General features: G+C 30.9%; 16 protein-coding genes. 11 read left to right on the top strand and 5 right to left on the bottom strand.

The window, feature by feature from the left end; genetic code table 11:
• Positions 1-15 precede the first annotated feature (15 nt).
• The 11 genes from A8L32_RS09795 (at position 16) to A8L32_RS09745 (ending at position 13,218) form a co-directional block, all read left to right on the top strand.
• Positions 16-1,893, top strand: a complete 1,878-nt coding sequence (locus tag A8L32_RS09795) for a PAS domain S-box protein (protein ID WP_066630235.1) — start codon at positions 16-18, stop codon at positions 1,891-1,893.
• Positions 1,894-1,909: 16 nt separating this feature from the next.
• A complete protein-coding gene (locus A8L32_RS09790; RefSeq protein WP_233145477.1) occupies positions 1,910-2,752 on the top strand; it encodes a CheR family methyltransferase in 843 nt (280 codons plus the stop codon).
• Positions 2,753-2,756: 4 nt separating this feature from the next.
• Positions 2,757-3,563, top strand: coding sequence for a CheR family methyltransferase (locus A8L32_RS09785; protein ID WP_066630234.1), 807 nt, complete (start codon positions 2,757-2,759; stop codon positions 3,561-3,563).
• Between the two features lie 11 nt (positions 3,564-3,574).
• Entirely contained in the window at positions 3,575-4,144 is a 570-nt protein-coding gene (locus A8L32_RS09780; RefSeq protein WP_066630233.1) for a chemotaxis protein CheB, read from the top strand.
• Between the two features lie 45 nt (positions 4,145-4,189).
• Complete coding sequence (locus A8L32_RS09775; RefSeq protein ID WP_143525059.1) at positions 4,190-4,924, top strand: GAF domain-containing protein; 735 nt, start codon at positions 4,190-4,192, stop codon at positions 4,922-4,924.
• A gap of 162 nt (positions 4,925-5,086) precedes the next feature.
• Positions 5,087-7,540 carry a PAS domain S-box protein gene (locus A8L32_RS09770; RefSeq protein ID WP_233145476.1) on the top strand — a complete coding sequence of 818 codons (2,454 nt, stop codon included), beginning with the start codon at positions 5,087-5,089 and terminating at the stop codon, positions 7,538-7,540.
• A 24-nt stretch (positions 7,541-7,564) separates the two neighbouring features.
• A complete protein-coding gene (locus tag A8L32_RS09765) occupies positions 7,565-8,137 on the top strand; it encodes a SiaB family protein kinase (RefSeq protein WP_066630226.1) in 573 nt (190 codons plus the stop codon).
• Positions 8,138-8,158: 21 nt separating this feature from the next.
• Complete coding sequence (locus A8L32_RS09760; RefSeq protein WP_066630225.1) at positions 8,159-8,539, top strand: DUF1987 domain-containing protein; 381 nt, start codon at positions 8,159-8,161, stop codon at positions 8,537-8,539.
• Positions 8,540-8,572: 33 nt separating this feature from the next.
• Entirely contained in the window at positions 8,573-11,650 is a 3,078-nt protein-coding gene (locus A8L32_RS09755; RefSeq protein WP_066630224.1) for an ATP-binding cassette domain-containing protein, read from the top strand.
• Between the two features lie 57 nt (positions 11,651-11,707).
• Positions 11,708-12,631, top strand: a complete 924-nt coding sequence (locus tag A8L32_RS09750; RefSeq protein WP_066630223.1) for a hypothetical protein — start codon at positions 11,708-11,710, stop codon at positions 12,629-12,631.
• Positions 12,632-12,762: 131 nt separating this feature from the next.
• Positions 12,763-13,218, top strand: a complete 456-nt coding sequence (locus A8L32_RS09745) for a hypothetical protein (RefSeq protein ID WP_066630218.1) — start codon at positions 12,763-12,765, stop codon at positions 13,216-13,218.
• Positions 13,219-13,279: 61 nt separating this feature from the next.
• On the opposite strand, the gene A8L32_RS09740 is transcribed toward A8L32_RS09745, so the two are convergent.
• The 5 genes from A8L32_RS09740 to A8L32_RS09720 form a co-directional block, all read right to left on the bottom strand.
• Positions 13,280-14,266 carry a Gfo/Idh/MocA family protein gene (locus A8L32_RS09740; RefSeq protein ID WP_066630216.1) on the bottom strand — a complete coding sequence of 329 codons (987 nt, stop codon included), beginning with the start codon at positions 14,264-14,266 and terminating at the stop codon, positions 13,280-13,282.
• Between the two features lies 1 nt (position 14,267).
• Positions 14,268-17,006, bottom strand: coding sequence for a DUF3352 domain-containing protein (locus tag A8L32_RS09735; protein WP_066630215.1), 2,739 nt, complete (start codon positions 17,004-17,006; stop codon positions 14,268-14,270).
• 123 nt (positions 17,007-17,129) lie between these two features.
• Positions 17,130-19,544: a type IX secretion system anionic LPS delivery protein PorZ gene (gene porZ / locus A8L32_RS09730; protein WP_066630213.1), complete on the bottom strand. Its 2,415-nt coding sequence runs from the start codon at positions 19,542-19,544 to the stop codon at positions 17,130-17,132.
• Between the two features lie 16 nt (positions 19,545-19,560).
• The gene (locus A8L32_RS09725) at positions 19,561-20,139 is read right to left on the bottom strand and encodes a non-canonical purine NTP diphosphatase (protein ID WP_066630212.1); all 579 of its coding nucleotides are present in this window, start codon (positions 20,137-20,139) and stop codon (positions 19,561-19,563) included.
• A 105-nt stretch (positions 20,140-20,244) separates the two neighbouring features.
• Positions 20,245-21,078, bottom strand: a complete 834-nt coding sequence (locus A8L32_RS09720) for a universal stress protein (protein WP_066630211.1) — start codon at positions 21,076-21,078, stop codon at positions 20,245-20,247.
• Positions 21,079-21,087: the final 9 nt, after the last annotated feature.

Genomic DNA, 21,087 nt, shown 5'->3' with positions numbered 1-21,087 from the left:
ACAAAACTGATCATTGTGAAAAAAGTTGAATTATCTCGCATAAAAGGAAGATTTACATTGGGAGGGATATTTTTAGGATTAGTGGTTTTAATCTTTGTGGTTTTAATCAACTTAAATTCTGAAGTATTTATGCAATCAAATAGAACAATAGCTAATATGTTCTATATATTTCCAGGAATGTGGGTTTTAATATTTTTACCTCTCATTACAGGAATGGTTGGTTATTTTTGGGCTCAGGTATTTGAGAAAATAATACGCAAACAGCGCAAATCAATAAAAGCAGAGGCTCGTAGATCTGAATCTATACTTAAGTTTATTAATAATCTGAGACAAGGAAATTTAGATGCTGTTACTATTGGGTCTGAAAAGAAAGATCAACTTGCAAAATCGTTGTTAAAACTCCGGGATTATCTAATTAAAAGTAAAAAGGAACAGGAACAAGGAAGACTTGAAGAGGAACAAAGAACTTGGGTGACTCAAGGGCTTGCTCAATTTGCAGAAATTTTAAGAAAGAATAATGACAATTTAGAGGAACTATCTTATAATATTATAAGCTACATGGTTAATTATTTAAAGATTAATCAAGGTGGCTTCTTTTTATTAAATACTAATAAGAGAAACGAGAAAATATTTGAATTAAAAGCATGTATAGCATTTGATAGAAAGAAGTTTGCGGATAAGCAGATTGATGCCAATGCCGGATTATTGGGACGATGTGCGCTAGAAAAAGAAACAATATATATTACTGATTTGCCTAATGAATATACTACAATAACTTCAGGTTTAGGTGAAGCAAACCCAAAAGCAATATTAATAGTACCCCTAAAGGTTAATGATGAGATTTATGGCGTAATTGAATTGGCATCCTTTAGAGAATTTTATCCGTATGAAATTGAATTTGTAGAGAAAACAGCAGAAAGCATTGCTTCCACTATTTCAACGGTTCAAATCAATATTCAGACGACCAAACTTCTACATGAAACACAAATTCAAGCAGAGAAGATGTCGCAACAGGAGGAAGAGTTGAGGCAAAACCTCGAAGAAATGCAAGCCACTCAAGAGGAGTCTGATAGGCGAGAGGTTGAAATGAAAGGTATACTTGAAGCTATTGACAACTCTGCAATAAGTTCAGAGTTTGAAACAGATGGTTCTCTTATTTCAGTTAATCAATTGTTTTTGCAGAGTTTTAAATATTTACCTGAAGAGATAGAAGGTCAAAACCTTAAAATATTCTTTTTCCAAGATGATATTGATGAATTAAATAAAATACTATCAGACCTTAAAGGAGGTCGAAACTTCAAGGGTAGAGTTCGAAGAAGAACTAAGCTGGGCGAAGAAATATTTTTATTAGCAACGTATACGCCAGTTATGGATAACCAAGGCGACATTGTTAAGATTCTAAGTTTGGAAAATGATATTACCGATCAGGTGCATATGGAAGAGCAAATGAAGAGTTCGAAAGAGGAACTTGGTGTAATGCTCGAACAGGCACGTGATGAAATGAAGGAACAGTTTAAAGAAATTGAAGCGGTAAAAATAAGAAATGAAAAAACATTAGAGGGAGCACTGGATGCTATAATTACAACCAATAAGGAAGGAATAGTTGAATTCTTTAATGAGGCTGCAGAAAAGCTATGGGGTTATGAAAGGGCTGAAGTATTAGGAGAACATATTGGAATGCTGTTTTCTGCAGAAACGGCTAAAAACGATGCTTTTGTTAAAGCCTATGTAACAACAGAAGACGACAAGTTTATTGGAGAAAGGAAAGAAGTTCCTATTAAAAATAAATTTGGGGATGACGTTGATGTTTTATTCTTGCTTTCGGAAGCAAAAGTTGGAGATGATCAATCATTTACTGCATTTATACAGAATGTAGAAGTTGAATTATTTTAAAATATATCACTAACAAGTGGCAGAGATTAATTTTAAAGAATTTCTTGAAGAACTAAAAAAACATACACCTTATAATTTTTGTGATTATTCAGATAATTCTATTCAAAGGCGTATTGATAAAGTTTTAAAGGAACATAATTTGCAAATAGATGAGCTCTTAGCTAAAACCAAGTCAGAGCCTGAATTTGTTGAGCAGTTGGTAGATGATATTACTGTTAATACTACAGAATTGTTTCGTAACAAGGAAACTTGGGAGTATTTATACAATAAAGTTATACCTGGTTTAAAATCGAAAACAAACATTAATATATGGCACGCTGGTTGTTCCACTGGTCAAGAAGTTTATTCAAACTTAATTTTGTTTAACGAATTAGACTTATTAGATAAAGTAAAAGTAGTGGCCTCAGATATTAATAAAAAGGTTATTAGATCTGCTAAATTAGGGGAGTATGATTATAAATTTAATGCTCAATATATTGAAGTATTTAATGAATTATGGAACGGACTAAAGACTAATCCAAAACCATTTGAACATTATTTCAATATTGATGAAGACCATGATAAAATAATAGCCAAGGATTTTATTAAGAAGATTCCGAAATTCATTAAACATGATCTAGTAGTTGAGGATATTCCTTTTTATCAAAAGTTTGATATCATCTTTTGTCGAAATGTTCTAATTTATTTTAATCCAGAGCTGCAATTGAAAATAGTGAGAAAATTCTTTGATAAATTACATGATGGAGGAGTGTTAATTTTAGGAACGCATGAAGCTTTACATGGTTTTTTTAAAACCCGTTTTGTTAAACATGGAATGGTATATACAAAAAGTAATACCTTTCATTTAAAGTATAAATAGCGAAATGGCAGGTCCAACTATTAATGATATTAGAGAGGTAACAGCCTTGTTGTCCAAAAAACTAGGCATGGATTATTCTAATTATGCCTTTTCTTTTCTAAGAAGAAGGTTTGCTTTTGTTTATAATAAGCTAAAGGTTAAAAATACTGCCGATTTTATAACTGCTATTAATGATGGTAAAATCCTTGAGGATTTTAATTATTATTTCCCAGTAGGGCAGACGGAGTTATTTAGAGACCCATCTTTTTGGAGAAATTTAAGAACAAGAATTCTTCCGAAACTAAGTGATGAGGAATTAGTATTTTGGTTTCCTGAAGTTTCTTCTTCAGCGGAGTTATTTTCATTATTGGTTATTCTGAACGAAGAAGAATTAATTAATAAATCGAAGGTTTATTGCAATATAAACAGTGAAAAACGAATTCAAGAAATTAAAGAAGGTAAAATTTATTCAAACAATATTGACATAAATAAGCAAAACTTTAAAAGGTTAGAGTTAGATGCTTCTTATGATAAATATTTTAAAGAAGATCGTGATTTTACCTTTATATATGTTGATTTACTTAAGAATGTTGAGATTATTGGAGAGCATTATTTTAAGAAAGTACCAGTTGACAAAATTGGAATGACTATTTTCAGGAACAAAATGTTGTACTATAATCAAAAGCTGCAATTAAATGCAGAGAGACATATACATAGTAGTATTGAAAGAGGTAGTTTTCTTAGTCTAGGGATAAAAGAAAGAATATTGGATGAGAATGAGAACTATTATGATTTATATGATAATGGAGAGCAAATTTATAAGGTTTCATAAACATTTAATTAGTGCAAAAGAATATACAATATAAGGGAATTGTAATAGGAGGTTCAGCAGGAAGTTTCTCTCTTGTATCTAAAATTTTATCTCAGATAAAAGATGATTTTAAATACCCTATTATTCTCTGTATGCATAGGTTAAAACATATTAGATCAGGTTTAGTAGAGGGTTTAAATCTTAAATCTAACTTACCTGTAGTTGAGCCATACGACAAACAAAAAATAGAAGGAGGAAAAGTTTATCTTGCCCCTTCAAATTATCACATGTTTGTAGAGTTCGATGCTACTGTTAGTTTATCAGCGGAGGATGTATTAAATCATAGTAGGCCTTCTATTGATTATACCTTTTCTTCTGCAGCAACCTCATTTAGGAACAAAATGGTTGGGATTTTATTGACAGGAGCTAATAAAGATGGAGCGCAAGGTATTTTCGAAGTGCATACAAAACAAGGTTATACCATTGTACAAGATCCAAATACATGTGATGTAGATACTATGACTAAATCAGCATTGCAATTATTTAGTCCAAATCAGGTTTTAACTCCTGAAGAAATTGTTGTTTTTTTAAATAATCTATAATTGTAAGTTTCGATGATAAAGAACTCATTATATAAATTGTATTTTTTGGCTTTAGGAGCATTTCTTTTTGCTTTAGTTAAATATGTATTTATTAGAAGTGAAGAGTTATCTCCTAAATTTTTCATTTTTGAGTTTGTATCCTATGGCTTGTTTTTATTACTCATTTATTTATATGATCGATCAATTCGAGATAATAAAAATGAACAACTTAGTTCAAAAAAGCAGTTCATTGAATTTAAAAAACAATCCGATAATAAAATTGAAGAGTTAGAACGAGAGGTTGAGCAATTAAAAGCGAACAATGAAACCGGATCTGATGGAGATGAAGTAAGTCTTGTAAAGGACTATTTTGCTACTATTTTAAAAAGCTTAAGCGATATTAAAGATATAGGAAAGCATATTCTTTTAGGCTTATCAAAACAATATGATATTAGTATTGGAATATGTTATTTTTATAACGATACGGCTAATAATTATGAAGCGGTTGGAACTTATGGTTTAGGAGATGAAGTTGTAATTAAAGATTTTATTCCAGATGAGGGACTAAATGGTCAAGCGATCAGAGATCAAAAAACGATGGTATTGAATGAAATTGATGATGAGTATTTTGATATAGAATCTTGTTCAGGATCATCGAAACCTAAATATATTTACCTTTTACCGATAGTTAAGGATAAAGAAAGTATTGGATTAATAGAAATTGCTTCATTTGCTAAATTAAGTTTAGATTTCCAATGGGATAATTTAAATGAAAAATTAGTTAATACAATTTCAATTTAAAAATTAGATATGCCTGATAAGAGGATAAAAAAACATATAAAGGGTTACTTAGACTTTTCGGTATTAAAAGAACAGGAGATCTTCTTTCTTGGCTTTTTCTTATTGGTTATTTACTTGGTAACATGGCTAGGGTTTATCGATTTTTTGAGATATCCGTTTTCAATGAAAACAATCTTAACCATTCATACTTCGTGGTTGGTTTGGTTTGTAGATGTTTTACTGTTTCTTATTTCTTTTGGGGTACTAATTGCTGTAAATTATTTTAGAAGGTTAAAAATTGATCAGGATAAGGAAGTTAAGGAACTAAATGAGGAAATAAAATCAAATACTTTAATAGCGGATTTAATTAGAAAAACCGATTATAAGAAGATTTTAAACATTGGAAATGAAGATTCTCCCTTAATTAGTTTAGCCAAAGATTTGATGGAAACAAATCATAAAGAGGAGGAACTAAAATGGATTACAAAAGGAAAAGAAATAATTAATGATATTTTAAGAACATATAGGAATATTGATGAATTATCAATAGAAGTTCTAAAAGGTATCATTAAGTATACAGAAGGTGTTCAAGGGGCTTTCTATTTATTAGAAAATGAGAAGCTAGTTAGTCATGCCGTTTATGCATTTAATAGACAACGTTTTCTTAAACAAGAATATGAGATTGGTAGAGGATTGGTTGGGCAGGTAGCTTATGAAAAACAAATGATCTACAGAACGGAAATTCCAGATGATTATTTTACTGTAAAATCAGGATTATTAGATGATGTTAAGCCTAAAAGCTTGATTATTCTCCCGATAATGCAGGAGGAAGAACTTCAAGGAATTTTAGAAATAGCATACTTACAGGATCATATTCCAACCTATAAATTAAACTTTGCTCAAGAGTTAAGTTCTATGGTGGGTAGAACCATTTATGCTCAAAAAATAAATGCACGAACGGAAGTTTTACTATCCGAATCGCAACAGATGACTGTAACACTTCAGCAGAATGAGGAGAAATTAAAGGAGAATGCTAAGGAGATGATGATTGCTCAAGAAGACCTTGAACAATCAAATGAGTTACTTGAAACAAAAATTCAGGAGGTTGAAAATGGACAAAAGCGTCTTGTAGCCTTATTAACAAATGCTTCTGAATTTATTTCTATTTATGATGAGTCACAACGTTTAGTGTTTGAAAGTCCTTCAGTCAAACGAATACTTGGATATGATGATGAGGAACAGATAATTGGAATGGATCCTGAAATGATGACACCTAAAGGATACAAAACCATCAACAATCTTTTTAATTATCTTAAACAAACTCCTGGAGGAGAAAGTGTTGCTCAGTATTCTTATCTAAAAAAGACAGGAGAAAAACTTTTTCTTGAAACCCAAGGAAAAAACCTATTACATGATCCAGCAATAAAAGGAATAATTTTTAATACGCAAGATATAACTGAGAGAATTAGAGCAGAAAAGGAAGAGCGAATGAAAAGTCGTATGCAATCCTTATCTGAGAATTCGCCAGATATGATATTAAGGATAAATACAACTGGGAAAATTGTATATGCTAATCCAATTGTGTCTGAATTTATAGATTTATCTATCCAAGAAGTTACCAAAAAAAGAATCAATGATTTAAATATAGACGAACGTTTAATAGAATTTATTAATAATGTATTAAGCGAAATTAAACGGAACGAAGAACAAATTATTGATGAAATTGAATTATCTACACCTTTAGGTGATCGTATAATGCAGATTAAGGCTATACCAGAATTAAGTGACGAAAAGATTTTAGAATCGGTATTGTTTGTATCTCATGATATGACTGATATTAAAAGGATTGAACAGGAAGTAAAAGAAAAGAACAAAAAGATTTCTGATAGTATAAATTACGCCCAGCGCATTCAAACAGCTATTCTACCTGATACGTCATTTATACAAAAACATTTTCCAAGATCGTTTATTTTTTATAGACCAAAGGATGTTGTTAGTGGTGATTTTCCATGGTTTGTGAAAAAAGATGAAACTTTTTATGTAGCAGCCGTAGACTGTACTGGTCACGGTGTTCCTGGAGCTTTATTGTCTTTTATCGGATATTTCCTTTTAAATAATATTGTGAATATCGATAACAACTTTAATGCAGCAAAAATATTGGATTTACTTCACGAAGGGGTTCGTACTACATTAAAGCAGTATGATGAAGGGAATAATGGAAGAGACGGAATGGACCTAGCTTTATGTAAGATTAATAAAGAAAAAAAGGTTATTCAGTATGCAGGAGCACATAATCCGTTATATTTGCTTAGAGATGGAGAGCTAATTGAATATAAAGGAAGTAGAAAAGGAATTGGAGGAAAGCCTCTTTTGAAGAAAAAAGAAAAGGTTTTTGAGAATCATGAAATTCCTTATCAAGATGGTGATAAAGTATTTATTTTTTCTGATGGTTTACCTGATCAATTGGGAGGTGACAGAAGAAAAAAATATCAATCAAAAAGAATTAGGGAGGCCTTAACTGAAAAAGAAGATTTGTCAATGGCTCATTTTGAGAGACATTTTTCTTCCGACTTTTACGAGTGGATGGGAGAAGAAAAACAAGTTGACGATGTTTTATTAATTGGAATTGAATTGTAAGTATCTATTTAAATAATTATTACAATGGGAAATTTAGATAAACATAGTTTCTTAGATTTTGCGTATCAGCTTTATCGTACTATGAAAACGAATGAAATTAGTTTAGTATACGAAGGAGAAGTTACGCAGGAGATTACTAAAACTTTTACTTCTTTAACAGAAAGAAACCTTGCTAAAAGTGAGGAGTCAAACGCCGTTCAAAGGAAAGTTTTTAATGTAATGGTGGAATGTTTACAAAATATTAGTAAACATGCTGACTCCATGGGTGATGAAGATGGAGAAGAAAGGCGAGGTATTGTTATGGTGAGTAAAAATGAAGACTCACATAATATTATCACAGGTAATATTATCAAAAATGAAAAGGTTCCAGGGTTAAAAGAAAACCTTGAACAAGTAAATTCTTTAGATAAAAAGGGCCTTTCTGAGCTTTATAAAACTCAAATGCGAGATGGAAAAATCTCAGATAAAGGTGGTGCTGGTTTAGGCTTAATTGATATTGCTAAAAAAACAGGAAGCACACTAACATACCAGTTTAAAGAATTAAACGATGAAGTTTCTTTCTTTATTCTAACATCTACTATTAAACGAAATCTATAATTAACGTATAAAAAATTAACCATGGAAGTTATCAATATTCAGGGAACCGATGATACTCCTAATGTAATTCTTGACAAGGACAACGGAAAATTTGAAATATCGGGAAGATCATTACCAGAAGATGTAAATTTGTTTTATCAACCTATCATGGATTGGATTGATGGATACTCTAAAGATACCAATGATCAAACAATTTTTCATATCAAGCTAGAGTATTTTAATACTGCATCATCAAAAATTATTTTAGATATCTTATTGAAGTTTGAAGAAATAGTGGAAGATGGAAATGATGTGAAAATCATCTGGCATTATCATGAAGAAGAAGAAGATATGTTAGAAGCAGGTGAAGAATATGCCGACATTGTTGAAATACCATTCGAATACGAAGCGTATACTGACTAAGTAAAGCCTTATTGATACTGATACTTTAGTTTTATGAGTGAAGAAATTTTAAAAGCCTTAATGCAGTTGTTTGGTTTAATTGCCAAACAAGATGGTGGGGTACAAGAAACAGAGATCGATTACGTAAAAAACTTTTTGAAACAGCAGTTAAGTGCAGAGGCTGTGGCTGAGTATTTTGCATTATTCGAAAAGCACTCAAAAGATAAAAAAGCTCGAGGTAATAATAAGGAAGAAGATGAGGGTAAGGTTAAGCTTACCTCAATGAAAGATTCTGTAAGGATTATCGGAATCTGCAAAAAAATTAATAAGCAACTTAATAAAGAACAAAAAGTTGTAGTTCTGGTTAGGTTGTATGAATTAATAAATGCTGACCGTAGATTTACGGATCAAAGGATGGCTATTATTAATACTGCAGCGGATGTTTTTCGCTTACCAGAAGACGAAAAGAAAAGTATTGAATCATTTATTGTCAACACACAGTTAAATGATTTGGATATTGAAAACCTAATGGTGCTCAATTCATCAGAAGATGATGGACAAAATAGAGAGCATATAAAGGTTGGGAAATTAGATGGAGAGGTTTTAATTTTAAGAATAAAGAGTGCAGACCTTTATTTCTTAAGATATACAGGAAATCAAGAAGTGTTTTTAAATGGTCTTCTCCTAAATCAAAGACGAATTTATCTATTTCCCAAGGGAAGCTTCTTAAAGTTTCCTGTTGGTATTCCAATATACTATACTGATGTTGTTGGTCATTTTATGAGTGATGCCTCAACGCCTAAAATATCTTATGTTGTAGAAAATTTAGGATATACTTTTAAAAATGGAGGCGTTGGTTTACGCGATGTTAACCTAGGTGAGGAGCACGGTAGGTTAGTTGGTATAATGGGAGCTAGTGGAGCTGGTAAAACTACTTTATTGAATGTATTATCAGGAACAGAGTCTCCTAGTAAAGGAGAGGTTCGTATTAATGGGGTTAATCTTCACACCGAAAAGGATAAGCTTGAAGGTGTAATCGGTCTTATTCCTCAAGATGACTTATTAATTGAAGAATTAACGGTTTTTGAAAATCTTTACTATAACGCTAAACTTTGCTTTAAGGATAAAAATGAAGAAGAAATAACCATGATGGTTAATGATACTCTTCAAAGTTTAGGCCTGTTTGAGCGTAGAAATTTAAAGGTAGGTTCTCCTTTAAATAAAATGATTAGTGGAGGACAAAGAAAAAGGTTAAATATTGCTCTAGAGCTAATTCGTGAGCCTGCAATTCTCTTTGTGGATGAACCAACTTCTGGGCTATCTTCAAGAGATTCGGAAAATGTAATGAATCTATTAAGGGAATTAACCCTTAAAGGAAAATTAATATTTGTTGTTATTCACCAACCATCATCAGATATTTTTAAAATGTTTGATAAGATGTTTATTCTGGATACAGGTGGATATCCAGTGTATTATGGTAATCCAAGTGAGAGCTTAATATACTTTAAACAGCTCGATGAACAAATTAATAGTGAGCAGGGTGAATGTCCTCAGTGCGGTAATTTAAATCCAGAGATGGTATTTAATATTATTGATGCTAATGTTCTCGATGAGTATGGTAACTATACAAATAGAAGAAAAACAAGTCCTCAGGAATGGAATGATTTCTATATAAAGAATATAGAGATTCCAGAAGTTCAAGATTTAGATACTTCACCACCACAATCATTAAATATTCCAGGTTGGTTAAGGCAATTTAAGATTTATACTTTAAGAGATTTCTTCTCTAAAATTGCTAATAAACAATATATTTTATTAAATCTACTCGAAGCCCCTATTCTAGGTTTAATACTTTCCTTTCTAATAAGATATATTGTTGATCCAGATTCTAATATCTACATCTTTAGAGACAATGAAAATATACCTCCTTACATCTTTATGGGTATTGTTGTTGCATTGTTCTTTGGTTTAATAGTTAGTGCGGAAGAAATATTTAAAGATGCGAAGATATTGAAGCGAGAATCTTTCTTGAACCTCTCACGATCTAGTTATCTAGTTTCTAAAGTGCTTATTTTATTTACCATTTCTGCATTGCAGATGGCTCTTTTTGTAGGTGTGGCTAATACCGTATTAGGAATAAAAGGAATGTACTTTGAATTTTGGTTAGCGTTATTTTCGGTATCTGCTTTTGCTAATATTCTAGGTCTTGTGTTATCAGCTTCTTTTAACTCAATTGTAACTATCTATATTTTAATACCTCTTGTAATGATTCCGCAAATGGTATTAGGAGGAGCGATGTTTACTTTTGATAAACTAAATAGGGATATTTCGAGTGCTGATAAGGTGCCTTGGATCGCTGAATTTATGCCATCCAGATGGATTTATGAGGGCTTAATGGTGGATCAGTATTCCAATAATAAATTTAAGAAGCTATTCTTTAATATTGAACAGGAAGAAAGTACTACTGATTTTAAAATTGTTCACTATCTACCTGAAATAGAAGATATTTTAAACGATTGTAGAAAGAAATTACAAAATCATTCTAATGAAGAAGATAAGGACTTTGAATTAAATTTAGCTTTAATAAAGAATGAGTTAAGCAAAGAGAATTCTAGAATAGAAAGTATTCAATTTAATGATTTAGAAAGAATCAATTCTATTGATTTTAATATGGATTTGTTCAACGAAATAACAGATCATATTGAGAATTTAAAATCGTATTACACTACTAGGTTTGTTACGGCTACAACTAAAAAAGAGAAGATGATAAATCTTGCCATGTCTAAGTATGGTAAGGAGGAGTTTACTGCTGTTAAGAATAAACATCTGAATGAAAGTATCTCAGATATCGTTAGAAAAGTATTTGAAAAGAATAAGATTTTAAGGGAAAGAGATAACCTGATTCAAAATGTAGATCCAATTTATCAGTTACCTGAACCTGAACACGCATTGGCTTTTAGAACACATTTTTTCGCTCCCAAAAAACATATTGGCGGAAGTATGTTTAATACCTTATGGTTCAATATTGCAATGGTATGGATATTTACTATATTGATGTATATTGCTCTGTATTATGATTTATTAAGAAAGTTGTTTAAGGTATTTGGGGAATTAAAATATCTTAAAAAGTAACCTTTTAAAGGGTTTCTAGTATAAGTCAGAAGTTTTTATTTTTAAAAAACCTATATCATGTTAAAGAAATTATTTTACACAACGGCTATATTCGGCGGGATACTATTATTTTCTGCTTGTGCAGGAAATTCTAATAAGAATAAGCAAGAAGGGGATGGAGATTTTTCCTTATCAGACTCAGCATTAAATGAAGATGCACCTTTACAATTATCAGAAGAAATAATTGGTGATGTAATTCAGAACATCTCATCTCCTGTAGAGATGGCTGCCTTAATTAAAAAATCGGGTGTTGATTTTTCTCAGAAAATCTTAAATAAACCTGAGAATGTTGACGATTATAACACAAGTTTTAAGAGAGCATTAAACCTAGGTGTTTTTAGTGCAGACTTAGGTTATATCAACACATTTGATAAAAACAATATTGTTGTTTCGTATTTACTATCTGTTAAAGAATTAGCTGAGGGTATTAAAGTTGGTCAGTTTTTTGACTTTGCAGCTTTAAAAAAGATGGCTACTAACAGTAATAATTTAGATTCATTGATGGAGGTTTCTGTAAGTAGCTTCAATAAAATGGATTCTTATTTGAGAGAGCAAAACAGAAGTAATGTTAGTACTTTAATTGTAACTGGTGCCTGGGTAGAAGGTTTATATATTTCGGGTAAAGTTATTAAGCAAACTAACGATGAGGAATTAATAAACCGTATTGGTGAGCAAAAAGATATTATTGATATTTTGCTTATCATTTTAGAGAACTATAGTGCAGACCCGAACTTTGCAGAAATGGTTGTTAAGATGGAGCAGATTAAACAAGCTTATGCTGATGTTAAGATTACAACTACATTTGGAGAACCGAAACGTATAGAGAAAGACGGTACTTTAATTATAGTTCAGGATGAAATAAGTCATATAGAAGTTACTCCAGAACAGATAGATAATATTATAAATGAAATAAATAGTCTTCGTGATTTTATTGTTTCATAGGTATTTAAATTTAATAAATTACCTTTGTAATTAATATTTAATTAGTTATTGATAAGTAGAGTTTCGGTAGATATTTAAGCTGAAATTTGAAGTAATTCTTATTACAAGAATTTGGATAAAAAATTAAGCGTATGAAAAAGATATTAGTTTTAGCAATTCTGTTCATTTCGGTATTTACTGTTTCGAGTAATGCTCAATGTGGTGATGATTTGCTTAAAAAAGCTTTAAAAGAAATGGGTGATGCCCAATACATGAAGGATTTTACTATTGATCTTAAAAAAGCTAAAAAAGATACAAAAACAGGTACTATCAAGTTCAGTGTAATTTTAAATAGTAGAAGCCATTATAAATTTAATACATCTAATGGTGTTGGTAATCCTGAAAAAGTTATTTTACAACTTTTTGATGGAGATAGAATGTTAATTAGTAATTTTGAGGGTGGCAAAATGTATAACTCTATCGAGTATATATGTCGTAAATCAAAAGTATATAATTTGGTATTTTCATTTAAAGGAGGAGAAGAAGGTTGTTCAAAGGCTGTTATGTCTTTGGTAAAGCAATATTCTGCTGGAGAAATGAACTTTTAATAGAAGATAAGATAAAATAAAAAAAGAGCGTTACTTAATTTAAGTAACGCTCTTTTTTGCATCATAATATTTCCCATTGCTGAGACGTTGCAGATAAAGAAACAGCATCAATTACCTTCATATTATTAATGGCATCTTCAATATTGATAGGAGAGTTACCTTTGTTTATAATAGCTTCAGCGAATGCATCAAACATTAATCCATATTGATCTTCTGCATCAAAAACAACGTTCCTTAAACCTTGCGGAGTGGATATTTCAATAACAGCTTTTGTATCCACATATGTGTTAAAAGGGATTTCTATTTTAATACTACCTCCTGTTCCAATTATTTCAACAGACTGATTTGGCTGACTAAGTGTGCCAACAGTATAACTAGCATGAATTCCATTAAAATCGAGAATCCCACTACTTAAAAAGTCTGTATTGAATTCTTGATGAGTTTGTTGAAGTGAAATAACCTTCTGTGGCTCCATGTCAAGTATAAAACGAGGAACTGAAATAGCATAACAACCAATATCCATTAATGCTCCCCCACCAAATCCTTTAATGTTTCTAATGTTAGAAGGTGAAGGGTTACTATAGGCAAATGAGCTTCTAATGTATGTAATATCTCCTATTTGCTTTGTTTTAACTGTGTTTTTGGCATGTTGCCATTGAGGATGAAACTTATACATAAATGCCTCCATTAGTAACACATTGTTTTTCTTCGCTACATCAAAGCATTTAATGGCCTCTTCGGTATTTAAAGCAATGGGTTTTTCGCACAGTATGTGCTTACCAGCATTGGCTGCTTTTTTTACCCATTCTAAGTGCAGATGGTTTGGTAATGGTATATATACGATATCTACGGAAGGATCATCAATAATATTTTGATAACTTTCGTGGACTATCTGAATATTGAAATCTTCAGCAAACTGTTGTGCTTTTTTTATATCGCGAGAAGCAATAGCATATATTTCACAATTTTTTGTGTTTTGTAAAGGAAGAACAATTCTTTTTACCAAGTGATTTGAAGTGCTTAGAACACCAACTTTTAGTTTTTTCATTCTATTCTACATTATAATTGTATAGATAATTATTCTCTCCGCCTACAATGAGGTTAAAATTTGTGCTTGATTTATTCATAAATCCAATGCTGAATCTTGAACGACCACGTAACGGAAAGTTTTTATAGATAGTTCCATCGTTATTAACTAAGTAGATCATACTGTTTTTTGTATCGTATACGCCTATTTTGGTGTTGTTTTTGGAGAATATGTAGGTATCTGCCACTAATGCAAGATCACCATCTATATCTATGTCAAATAGCTTTTTATATGCGGCATTATATACTTTTACTTTATCTTTAGTAACTAGGATGTTTTCATTCCCTTTGGAAGAGGTGATATCTTTGGATAAAAAATAATGTTCAACTTGCTTATTTAGAAGAGTAACCATTTCACAGTTTCCATCTGCTAAATTTATTTTGCGAATATTACCTTTCGTATCAGTAGTAGATAATATCGAAATATTGTTCTCACTTATTAAACTAAACTCACTTCTTGAGTTAGCGATGAAGTTTGATTTAATAGGCACTCTTATTTTACCTTTTCTATTTAGAATATAATTTCGTTTATCATCGGAAAGTACGATGTAATCTTTTCCTTGGGTTCTAAAATGCTGGATTGGTTTGCTGATTACCCCTTCTGTTTTGTCCATTTTCCAACCTGTTAACAAACGACCTTTAATGTTGTAAGCATATACATTCTTGTTTTCGCAGGCTATAAAAATTCTGTAATTACGATTATTGTCATAATCAAATATAGATATACCATTGGTAGCCTTATCCGCCAGATTAATTGGGTATCTATCTACAGTATTACCATTTCTGTCTAATAGGTAAATTTTATTGCGTGTATTAAAGATGTATTGTAATTTATTATTTCGATAGTAGTCAACTTGTTCAATCTTACTTAAGATAGGGCCATCAAGCAGTTTCTTCCATAAAATCCTTCCAGAATTAGAGATAAGATAAAGCATATTCGATTTATCTTGAACTATAATCTCTTTTTCTTTAGTATTGTGATTTTTAACTAAGGTAGGTTTGGCAATAATTGTACTATCTAAACCACTTTGCCATACTGTTTCTGGTTCTTTCTCCCTATTAGGAAGGTGTTGAATACATGCATTTACGTATAATAAGTCATTTGCAGTAGATAGTTGAATACCCAAGCCATAGAATTTACTTAGCGCAATTTCTTGCGTTTCGTTGGGATTCAATAATTCAAAATTACTAGTCTTAGGAAGGATATTTTTAATCTTTGAAAGATCGCAATAGATATACATATTGTCTTTGTATGAAAATAGATCTTTGAATTGCTCCTGATATATATTATTATCAAGTGTTTTATTTAACACGTTGGAGTAAATTACTTCTTTTATTGTATTAGTTGAGTTTGAAAAAATAAGGTAATTATCAATAAATGTAAAATACTTATTGGGTAAATTGGGGCAATAAGTATCAAGTAGTACAGGAAAGATAATAGAAGCTTGACTCTTGTATATAATGTGCTTAGTTTCTGCATCAATATTATAATTTAGTGCAGTTTTAACTTCTGTTTTCTGTATTTCTTTTAAAAATTCTAGGGTTTTCGATTTACTTTTTGTTTTTATAATCAGGATTTTATTTTCAGTTTTTACATTTGAATTAAGAACTACACTAGCAAATTCGTTATCTAATAGATTAAAAACACCTTCTTCAATTTCTGCACCCTCTAGCTTTAAGTTTAAATCCTTAATTAGTTTGTTTTTTGCGCCATACTGATTTACTGTATTGTGATATACTCTATAATTATTCAATAGCCTTTTTGAATGATCGAAACTATAGGAGTGGATAAAACTCGCATTATCAGGAATTACCTCAATGATATCTGATTTTTTAGAATTGATATTTTTAAAAAGTAAATTTAACTTACCTACGTTATCTTGACTATATAAAAAACCATTAATTAAAATGTGGTTATCCTTCAGATTGATGTCCAACTCCCCCCAATTGGCTATTCTATTTATTTTGTTTGTGATTTTTTTATCTGAATTTTTAAATAGTGCAGAAATAGTTTTTGGTAGATTTTCGAAGTTGATTAATAAATTAGCATCGGTGTTATTTCCTTTTGTTTTAAAAAGTTTATTAAAGATTGGATCTTCAAGCAACGAAAAATCCGCTCTTAATTGCCTTAAAGAGTTTTCTACTAAAAGAGATGAGTTACTAATTAATAGAAGGCCACGGTATATACTTATATTTATATCACCATTACCATTAGAAAGTTTTGAAGAATATATTGTGGAAGAATTATATTTTCTTTGATTGAATTGTAAGCCTAAGTTATTCTGTTCGAATAAACCAATTATTTTATTTTGTTCTGCTTTATTATTTAGTGAATAAATAAACAATGGAAAGGATTTATCTTTTCCAATTGGGTGTAATGAAATAGTTAGAGATTTTTTTAATAGTTTTTTGGCAAATGATTGGTCTATTAAAGAATCCTCTTTTATATAGTTTAATGAAGATGAGAATCCTCTGAACCAATTAAATGCTTTTAGAGATTCACTATATGCTATTTCGTTTAAGATTATATCTATAACTTTATCCGGATTCTGGATTTGAATTATTAATGATGCATCAGTAGGTATACCTTTGATAGTATCATTGTTTTTGAAATTTTTAAGATTATTGAAGTAGAAATATGCAAAAGCTAAAAGGCCAGATAAAACTATAACCAAAGAAATAGAAACAATTCTTTTTGTCATCTAATGAAAAAGTTAATAGATAAATACGGGATTATATTAATCCCTCAAAAATAGAAAAACTTATTCATTAATTTAAGCTGAAAGCTTGAGTGTTTCTTTATTAGTGTGCTTGATATTATAAGTTTATTTAATAATCATAATTTTTGTAACCATGGATTCTGACCCATCTTCATTCGTTGCAAAAACTAAATACACACCGCTAGAAACAGCTTCACCAAAAACATTTTTCCCATCCCAGATTATTTGACCTCCGGTAGAATTAGCTTGGTATACAACTTTACCACTAATATCTGTAATTCTAATATTGGAGTTTTCAATTAATCCTGTAACGCTAATTGAACCCATATAATTTGGCTGAACTGGGTTTGGAAACGCCTTAACATTTGAGTATGATTTCTCACCTTCAGTTGCTGTGCCTCTGTAAGAAACAATTCCTTTATTCGTACCAATAAATACCTCACCACTTTTAGGGTTGATAGTAATTGAAGTAATAATATTAGAAATAAGAGGACTATTAGAAGTGTTAAATTCGTTTATTGTTTTTGTACCATCCGATGATACCAAATAAACTCCATTGTTTAATGTTCCAATCCATTTTCTATTCGCTCCATCAACAGCTATGTCCGTTATCTCTTCTTTATCAAGCAAGAAATCAGCTAAACTACTGCCATCGTTTCGTGGAATTTTTATTCTAGAGGCTACAAGTTTCTCAATGTTGAATATATCTCTAGGTCTATAATAGACTAGTATTCCTTGAGAGGTGCCAACCCAGATATACCCATTCTTATCTTCAGCTAAACAAGTGGGCTTAGCATCTATAACCTTTCCATCTTCATCCCAAAGTAAAAACGGTGAGTAACCTGTATTATTCGAATCTCCAGCATATCTATAGGAATCATCGGAATCTGTTTCAATTGTTCCATTAATATCATAAACGAATAACCCAGCAGGATTACGAAATGAAATACACCAAAAATGATTCCAAGTTGTTATAATAGTCTGCCATAACCATGGGTCTGATACATTGTCTTCATATGAAACATAGTTGTATTTGTACCAGCCATAATTATTATTTTCACTTTTATCTTGTATAATGTCAGGTTTAACTAAAATGGGTATTGAATCACCTATATTAGTAGAAAACAGGTTACCTTCCCTATCTATTGCAACACCGTTTACCGATTGCCAAATGTGAGCAAGAGCAATTGGAAAATTGTCGTTATATAGGGAGTAATGAGTAACTATTTTATCGTCTTTAAATTCATAAATTCCTGTATGAGCACTACTGATATATCCATGCGTGTCGTCTCTTGGGTCAATGGCAATATCATTAAAATTAAATGCACCCCATAAAGTATCACCATTGATATTTAGGATATATGATTTTTTTAAAATGTCATTATTGTGGGTATTAACGTTTGTCCATTTGTTATCTCTTAGGATTGAACACTCTGCTCGGATAAATATTGGATATACATAATGATTTACACCAGCAACAACCCAAAGAGAATTTTCAGAAGCTTTTATTTTATACGCAAGGTTTGAATTTGGACCATCGGGAACTATTAATAAATCGTAAGGTTCAGAGTTTTTAACTAAACCAGTTGAATTATCTGATATCCATTTATTGCCCTCCGTATCAATAATAATGTTTGAGAAATTGGGGCTAATTGTTTTATCTTCGAGGTTATAATTAGCTACATCTTCAATAGCAGATAGATTCGGGTATCGAATAGAAATAAGATCACTTGAAATTAAGGCTACCTTATCAGCAGTAATTGTCAATTGTTTAAATTTATTTTGATTGAATTCGAACTTTAAAAGGCCGTTATCATAGGTATATATTTTACCTTGTTGGTTTTCTATACGAGCTGCATAAACTTTGTCTTCATAAGAAGCTATTGAAGAATATTCTTTATCATCCTTTGTAATGTCTTTCCAGGTTTTGAAGTATGTAAGTGCATTACTATTAATTGGAGCGCCTAGTATTCCGTTTTGAGTTGCTGCAAAAATTGAATCAGAGGTTGAAGTTACTTGGTTTACGTTTAGATATGACGAATTTTCGCCAAGAATATATGTGTCTGAAATCTCTCGTTTAGCATAGTCAACTACAACAATTCCAACATTGGTGGAACAATATGCTTTGTTTTTATCAAAATGAATATGATTTATAGCTTTATCAACCATAAGATCTTTAAGATAAAGATCTGGGATGTTCTCAATGGAATTCTCTTTTAAAATATCAATGTTTCCATTTTTATATCCAATAAATAAGCTGTTAGTATTTGGAATGGCTGCTATGGCACTTATTTCAATATCGGATAGTCCATTAATTTTAGTGTGTTTTTGTAATGCTTTTTCCTCTATGTCGTAGGAAAACATGCCAACTTCAGATGCCGCATATATTTTGTTATTTACTTTTGCAATGCTATGTACATTATAAAAGGATAAATAATCTTGCCATTCTCCAATTGCAGCTTGACCAAAAGACAATGTTATACTAGAAAGAAAAATAGATATAATTACAACAACTCTCATCTCAACAATCTTATTTTTATTTAATATCCATTAAAAACGCAGCTAGTTTTTTTATAGCTAAAGCTCTATGGCTTATTTTGTTTTTTTCATTAATATCTAGTTCAGCAAAAGATGTACCATAACCATCTGGTATAAATATAGGGTCGTAGCCAAAACCTTTGCTGCCTGATTTTGTTTCACTAATTCTTCCTTCAACTACACCTTCAAACTGAGATTCCTTGCCATCTATAATCAAAGAAATAACCGTCCTAAACCGAGCCTTACGATTGCTAGTTCTTTTCATTTTTTCAAGAACCTTCTCCATATTTAAGTTAGCATCCTTACTTTCTCCTCCATACCTTGCACTATAAACTCCAGGTTCACCATTTAAAGCGTCAATTTCTAAACCTGTATCATCAGCAAAACAATTGATGTTGAATTTCTTATTAACGTATTCGGATTTTTGTAATGCGTTTTCCTCTAATGTAAAACCTGTTTCAGGTATTTCTTCTGTACAATTAATATCTTCTAAACTAACTATTTTGATTTTATCTCCTAAAAGATGACGAATCTCTTCCAGTTTGTTTAAATTATTGGTAGCAAAAACTAGTTCCATATTTAAAACATTAACGTAATTATTGGTTGTGATAGTATTTTATACTAAAAAAAAACAACGACAAAGCAGCCGTTGTTTAATTTTTATATGTAAGATTTTTAAGAATCAACCAAAACCGCCATAACCATATTTCATTAGGTCCGTTCGAGGGTTAATTACCATTACTGGAACTTTAGAGCTATTTGCAATTGTTTGTTGCTCATTAGCACCTAGTATATAATCATGAAATGCAATGTCTCGTGTGGTCATTATGATAATAGCTGCAGCTTCAATATTATCTGCAAACTTAATGGTTTCTTGAGAGAATGAACCGCCTCCCTCAGAAAGCGATAATTCATAATCAATACCTTTTTCTTCCAAGAATTTTTTGCAGAATACTAAGTTAGCTTTTGTACGTGGTTCAATAACTCCATCTTTTGTAGAGCTACTCAGTAAATATATTTTAGTGTTTAAAAACTTAGAAATAAACTCTGCCCAAACTAATTTTTCCTTATTCTCAGTTTTAAAATCAACAGGGAAAACAATTTTATGTACTGGGCTATTTAATGGTTTCTCTTGAACTACAAAAAATGGAATCTTAGAGCCAATAATAACTTTAAGTGCCCAGCTTCCTGTCAGTTTTTGCATGCCTTTGATACCATGAGTTCCCATTACCACCATGATTGCGCCAATTTCATCGGCAACTTCATTAATGGTTTTAAAAATGGTACCTTCCTTAACTATCGCTTTAATATCAATTCCAAATTTGCCTTTAATAACATCTTTTTCCTTGTTTAAAAGTTCCGTTGCCGCATCCATATCAGTATCTTTTTTAACAATATGTAAGATGCAAATGGAAGAGTTGCTTCTATCAGAAAGTGATTTGGCGTGCTCTATTGCATGCATGGCAACTTCTGTGAAGTCATATGGTACTAGTATTATGTTTTCCGAGTTCTCCATGAGATATAA

It is taken from the genome of Labilibacter marinus (genome assembly GCF_001659685.2).
In the GTDB taxonomy this organism is placed as follows: domain Bacteria; phylum Bacteroidota; class Bacteroidia; order Bacteroidales; family Marinilabiliaceae; genus Saccharicrinis; species Saccharicrinis marinus.
This window is presented reverse-complemented; position numbering and strand designations above follow the sequence as displayed.